Origin of the sequence: Eggerthella sp. (genome assembly GCF_048329335.1) — a bacterium.
GTDB lineage: Bacteria > Actinomycetota > Coriobacteriia > Coriobacteriales > Eggerthellaceae > Eggerthella > Eggerthella lenta.
Genome location: NZ_DBFEGU010000257.1, coordinates 1 through 5,548 on the forward strand (window position 1 = coordinate 1; position 5,548 = coordinate 5,548).

Annotated in this window: 3 protein-coding genes; 1 reads left to right on the top strand and 2 read right to left on the bottom strand. The window is 68.2% G+C overall.

The features are described 5' to 3' along the window. The coding region (locus ACMO6A_RS08200; protein ID WP_418471068.1) for an excinuclease ABC subunit UvrA at nt 1-2,242 on the bottom strand (2,242 nt) is incomplete at its 3' end. Nucleotides 2,243-2,519: 277 nt separating this feature from the next. Here ACMO6A_RS08200 and ACMO6A_RS08205 point away from each other — a divergent pair. Then, complete coding sequence (locus ACMO6A_RS08205; protein WP_009304386.1) at nt 2,520-4,127, top strand: aminotransferase class I/II-fold pyridoxal phosphate-dependent enzyme; 1,608 nt, start codon at nt 2,520-2,522, stop codon at nt 4,125-4,127. Between the two features lie 10 nt (nt 4,128-4,137). Here ACMO6A_RS08205 and ACMO6A_RS08210 read toward each other — a convergent pair. Next, a partial coding sequence (locus ACMO6A_RS08210; protein WP_418471069.1) for a helix-hairpin-helix domain-containing protein occupies nt 4,138-5,548 on the bottom strand: 1,411 nt, incomplete at its 5' end.

The following is a 5,548-nucleotide window of genomic DNA, read 5'->3' on the forward strand; positions in this document are numbered from 1 at the left end:
GTTTCAGGCGCTGCGCCTCGCCGCCCGACAGCGCCGGCGTGGCCTCGCCCAGCGTGAGGTAGCCCAAGCCCAGCCTGTGCAGCGTGTCCAGGCGGGCGCGCGCCTTCTTCAAGCCGGACGCGGGCGTGCGCGCCTCGTCCACGGTCATGGCCATGAACTGGGGCAGCGTGCAGCCGGGATCCTCGCAGCCCTCAGCGGCGCGGTGGATGCGGGAGGCCTCCGGGGCGTAGCGCGAGCCTCCGCACACGGGGCAGGTGATGTCCACGTCGGGCAGGAACTGCACGTCCAGGCTGATGGAGCCCGTGCCGTCGCATTCGGGGCAGCGCAGCTTCCCCGTGTTGTAGGAGAAGTCGCCCGCTTTCAGCCCGGCCGCCTTGGCTTCGGGCGTGCGCGCGAAGGCGCGGCGCAGCTCGTCGTGCACCCCGGCGTAGGTGGCCACGGTGGAGCGCACGTTCGAGCCGATGGGCGTGGCGTCGATGAGGTTCGCCCGCTCGATGCCCGCGGCTTCGATGCGCTTGACGTGGGCGGGAAGCTTCGCGCCGCTCGCGTTCGCGACGAGCGAGGGGATGAGGCTTTCCAGCACGAGCGTCGTCTTGCCCGAGCCGGACACGCCGGTGACGGCGGTCAAGCGACCGCGCGGGACGGCTACCTCGAGCGGCTTCACGGTGTGCAGTGCCTCGGTGGCCAGCTCGATGCTTCCGTGGGCGAACACGTCGGCGGCGGGAATGCGCTCGCGCACGCGCACGGTTTCCGCGCCGGAGAGAAAACCGCCTATCAACGAGGCGGGGTTCGCCTCCACCTCGGTCAGCGTCCCTTGCGCGACGATCCTTCCGCCGTCCGCGCCCGCGCCCGGCCCCATCTCCACGAGCCAGTCGGCGGCGGCCAGGATGCGCGTGTCGTGGTCCACCATGACCACCGAGTTGCCGTCGGCGAGCAAATCGCGCATCACCTCGACGAGCCCGTCGATGTTGGAGGGGTGCAGGCCGATGGACGGCTCGTCCAGCACGTACAGCACGCCGGTGGTTCGGTTGCGCACGGCGCGGGCCAGCTGCACGCGCTGGCGCTCTCCGGTGGACAGCGTGGAGCCCGCGCGATCGAGCGCGAGATAGCCCAGCCCCAAATCGACGAGGCGGCGCGCCGTGTGCTGGAACGACTCGACGATGTTGTGCGCCATCGGGCGCATCTCGGGCGTGAGGCCTTCGGGCACGGCGTCCGTCCAGGCGACCAGCTCGTCGAGGGTCTTCGCGGACGCCTCGGCCAGGTCGATGCCCGCAACCTGCGGGAGGCGCGCCTCCGGGGAGAGGCGCGTGCCGTCGCACTCGGGGCAGACGCCCTGCTTGAGGAAGCGCGCCACGCGCCCCAGACCCTTCTCGTCCTTCACCTTCGCCAACGCGTTCTCCACGGTGTAGACGGCGTTGTAGTAGGTGAAGTCCAGCTCGGCGAAGGTGTCGGTCTTCTTCGCCTTGTACAGGATGTGCTTCTTCTCGGCTGGGCCGGAAAACACGATGTCGCGCTCGGCGGGCGTCAGCTGGTTGAAGGGCACGTCGGTGCGCACGCCCATCTCGCGCGCGACCTGCTTCATGAGGTCCCACATGAGCGTGCTCCAGGGCGCGACGGCGCCTTCGTCGATGGCGAGCCCCTCGTCGGGCACCAGCGAGTCCAGGTCCACGGTGCGCACGATGCCCGTGCCGTCGCACTCGGGGCAGGCGCCGCCGCTGTTGAAGGCCAGGTCCTCCGCGCCGGGGCCGAAGAACTCCACGCCGCAGACGGGGCACGTGATGGGGCGCTCGGCGGCGACGTTCAGCGTGGGCGGCACGCGGTGGCCGTTCGGGCACACGTGGCTGCCGGCGCGCGAGAACAGCAGGCGCAGGCTGTTCAGCAGCTCGGTGGACGTGCCGAAGGTGCTGCGCACGCCGGGCACGCTGGGCCGCTGGTGCAGGGCGAGCGCGGCGGGCACGTGCAGCACCTCGTCCACGGAGGCGCGGCCCGCCTGCGTCAGGCGGCGGCGCGTGTAGGTGGAGAGCGCTTCCAGGTAGCGCCGCGACCCCTCGGCGTACAGCACGCCCAGGGCGAGCGACGACTTGCCCGACCCCGACACGCCCGCGATGCCGACGAGCCGGTTCAGCGGGATGCTGGCGTCGATGTTCTTCAGGTTGTGCACGCGCGCTCCGCGCACCTCGATGCGGTCGGGGCCGTGCAGGTCGCGGCCTGCGTCGGCCGCCGTCGCGCTCTGTTGATCCATGGTGCGCCTCTTGGGGTTCGTCGGGTGTCGTCGCCGTTTTCGGCTCTGCGTTTCGTCGAAGCGTATGGTAGCACGAGCGCGGTCGGCTCGCGTGCCGCGGATGCGGAGGAGCGCATCGGTTGGCGACGGTTCGCAGCCGAAACATTTAGCCCCTGTTGACCATCGGCCCTCGGAAACGTGCCGGAAAAATGAACTTTCGGTTCAAGTATAGTAAAGAGTTCAAGAACCTGCTTTAATGAGTTCAATTTATCCGGAGCGAAATTGAACTTACGGAGCGATGATGACCGAGAAGCAGGAAACGTTCGCCGAGCGTCTGGCCCGCGCGATGGCAGCCAAAGGCTACAAGCAGGCCGATCTCATCCGCATCGCGGGAGATCGCGGCATGAAGCTTGGGAAAAGCCAGGTCAGCCAATATGCGAACGGCAAAACGGTGCCCCGCAGGCCCGTGGGGGAGGTGCTGGCCGACGTGCTGGGCGTGCCCGCCGCATGGCTGATGGAGGGCGCGGGGGAAATTGAACCTGAAACCGTGTCCCGCGGCACCGCGGACGGCGTGAGCAGGCCGGCAAGCGCATCGCAGGGCGCAGGGGGAGCGGCCCCCGCAGCCGGGGCGCACGCGGACGCCTCCGCGACGCCGATCATCGACCGTACCGAACCGAGGAGCGATACCATGCGCGAGATCAAGAAGTCGACCAAGCTGGACAACGTACTGTACGACGTGCGCGGGCCGGTGGTGGAGGAAGCCGAGCGCATGGAGGAGGCCGGCGCGCGCATCCTGAAGCTCAACATCGGCAACCCGGCGCCGTTCGACTTCCGCGCGCCTGAGGAGATGGTGTTCGACATGAGCCGCCAGCTGGCCGAATGCGAGGGCTACTCGTCGGCGAAGGGCCTGTTCTCGGCGCGCAAGGCCATCATGCAGTACGCGCAGCTCAAGCACATTCAGGGCGTGGACATCGATGACGTGTACACCGGCAACGGCGTGAGCGAGCTCATCAATCTCAGCATGCTGGCGCTGCTGGACAACGGCGACGAGGTGCTGGTTCCTTCGCCCGACTACCCGCTGTGGACGGCGTGCGTCACGCTTGCCGGCGGCACGCCGCTGCATTACGTGTGCGACGAGCAGGCGGAATGGTATCCCGATATGGACGACATCCGCAAGAAGATCACGAGCCGCACGAAGGCCCTCGTCATCATCAACCCGAACAACCCCACCGGCTCGCTCTACCCGCGCGAGGTGCTGCAGGAGCTCGTCGACATCGCGCGCGAGCACGACCTCATCATCTTCTCGGACGAGATCTACGACCGCATCGTCATGGACGGTTTGGAGCATATCTCCATCGCCTCGATGGCACCCGACGTGTTCTGCGTCACGTTCAGCGGCCTGTCGAAGTCGCACATGGTGGCGGGGTACCGCATCGGCTGGATGGTGCTTTCGGGAGACAAGGCGCGGGCGCGCGACTACATCCTGGGCGTCAACATGCTGTGCAACATGCGCATGTGCTCGAACGTCCCCGCGCAGTCCATCGTGCAGACGGCTCTCGGCGGACACCAGAGCGTGCAGAGCTACATCGTGCCGGGCGGGCGCGTGTACGAGCAGCGCGAGTACGTGTACAACGCGCTGAACGACATCCCCGGCGTGACCGCGGTGAAGCCCAAGGCGGGCTTTTACATCTTCCCGAAGCTCGACGTGAAGAAGTTCAACATCACGGACGACGAGAAGTTCGCGCTCGACCTGCTGCACGAGAAGCGCCTGCTCGTGGTGCACGGCGGCGGCTTCAACTGGAAGAAGCCCGACCACTTCCGCGTGGTGTACCTGCCGCGCATCGAGGTGCTGGGCGACGCCATGCGCGACCTGGGCGACTTCTTGAGCCGCTACCGGCAAGCGTGAGGGCGCGCGCCTACGCCTTGCCTTTCACCATGGACAGCGAGATCTTGCCGCGATCCTTGTCGATGCCCGTCACCCACACCGTGACCGTGTCGCCCACGGCCACGACTTCGCTCGGATGGCGCACGAAGCGGTCGGCCATCTTGGAGACATGCACGAGGCCGTCCTGCTTCACGCCGACGTCCACGAACGCGCCGAAGTCGACGACGTTGCGCACCGTGCCGGTAAGCTCCATTCCCACGGTCAGGTCGTCGAAGTCGCGCACGCCCTCGCTGAACACGACCTCCGGCGCATCGTCGCGGGGGTCGCGGCCCGGCTTTTCCAGCTCGGAGACGATGTCGCGCAGCGTGGGTGCGCCAACGCCCAGCTCGGCCGCCAGCGCGTCCACGTCGCCGAGGCGGCTCGCGAAGTCGGGGACGCCGCCGTCGGCGAGCGCTTCGGGCTTCACCTTCGCGCGCTTGAGCAGTTCGTTTGCGACGGCGTAGCTTTCGGGGTGCACGCTCGTGGCGTCCAACGGGTTCTTGCCGTCCGAGATGCGCAGAAAGCCCGCGCAGTTCTGGAAGGCCTTCGCGCCCAGCTTCGGCACCTTCTTCAGCTGACCCCGGTCGGTGAACGCGCCGTGTTCCTCGCGGTAGGCGACGATGTTCTTGGCCACTGCGGCGCTGATACCCGACACGTAGCCCAGCAGGCTCGCGCTGGCGGTGTTGAGGTCCACGCCCACGCGGTTCACCACGTTCTCCACCACGCCCGTCAGCGCGCGCTCGAGCGCCGCCTGGTTGAGGTCGTGCTGGTACTGGCCCACGCCGATGGCCTGGGGCGGGATCTTCACGAGCTCGGCCAGCGGATCCTGGAGGCGGCGCCCCAGGCTCATGGCGCCGCGCGTGGTGACGTCGAGGTCGGGATACTCCTCGCTTGCCAGCTTGGAGGCCGAGTACACCGAGGCGCCGGCCTCGTTCACGATGGTGTAGCGCACGGGCGCCTTCGACCGGGCGATGTAGTCGGCCACCACCTCCTCGGTTTCGCGGCTGCCCGTCCCGTTGCCGATGACGATGACGTTGATGCGGTGCTTCTCGACGTAGGCGGCCAGCTGGGCCTGCGTTTCCTTTACCTGGGAGCGCGGCGGGGTGGGGTAGACCGTGGTGTGGTCGAGCAGCTTGCCGTACTCGTCCAGCACGGCCACCTTGCAGCCCGTGCGGTAGCCGGGGTCGAGCGCGATGATGCGCGCCCCACGCACGGGACGCTGCTGCAGGAGGTTCTCGGTGTTCTTGGCGAACACGCGGATGGCATCGGTCTCGGCGCGCTCGGTGAGCTCGGCGCGCAGGTCGCGCTCCACCGACGGCGCGATCAGGCGCTTGTAGCCGTCCGCGATTGCGGCTTTCAAAGGGGCTGCGAAGGGACCGTCGCCGCGCAGGATGCGGCGTTCC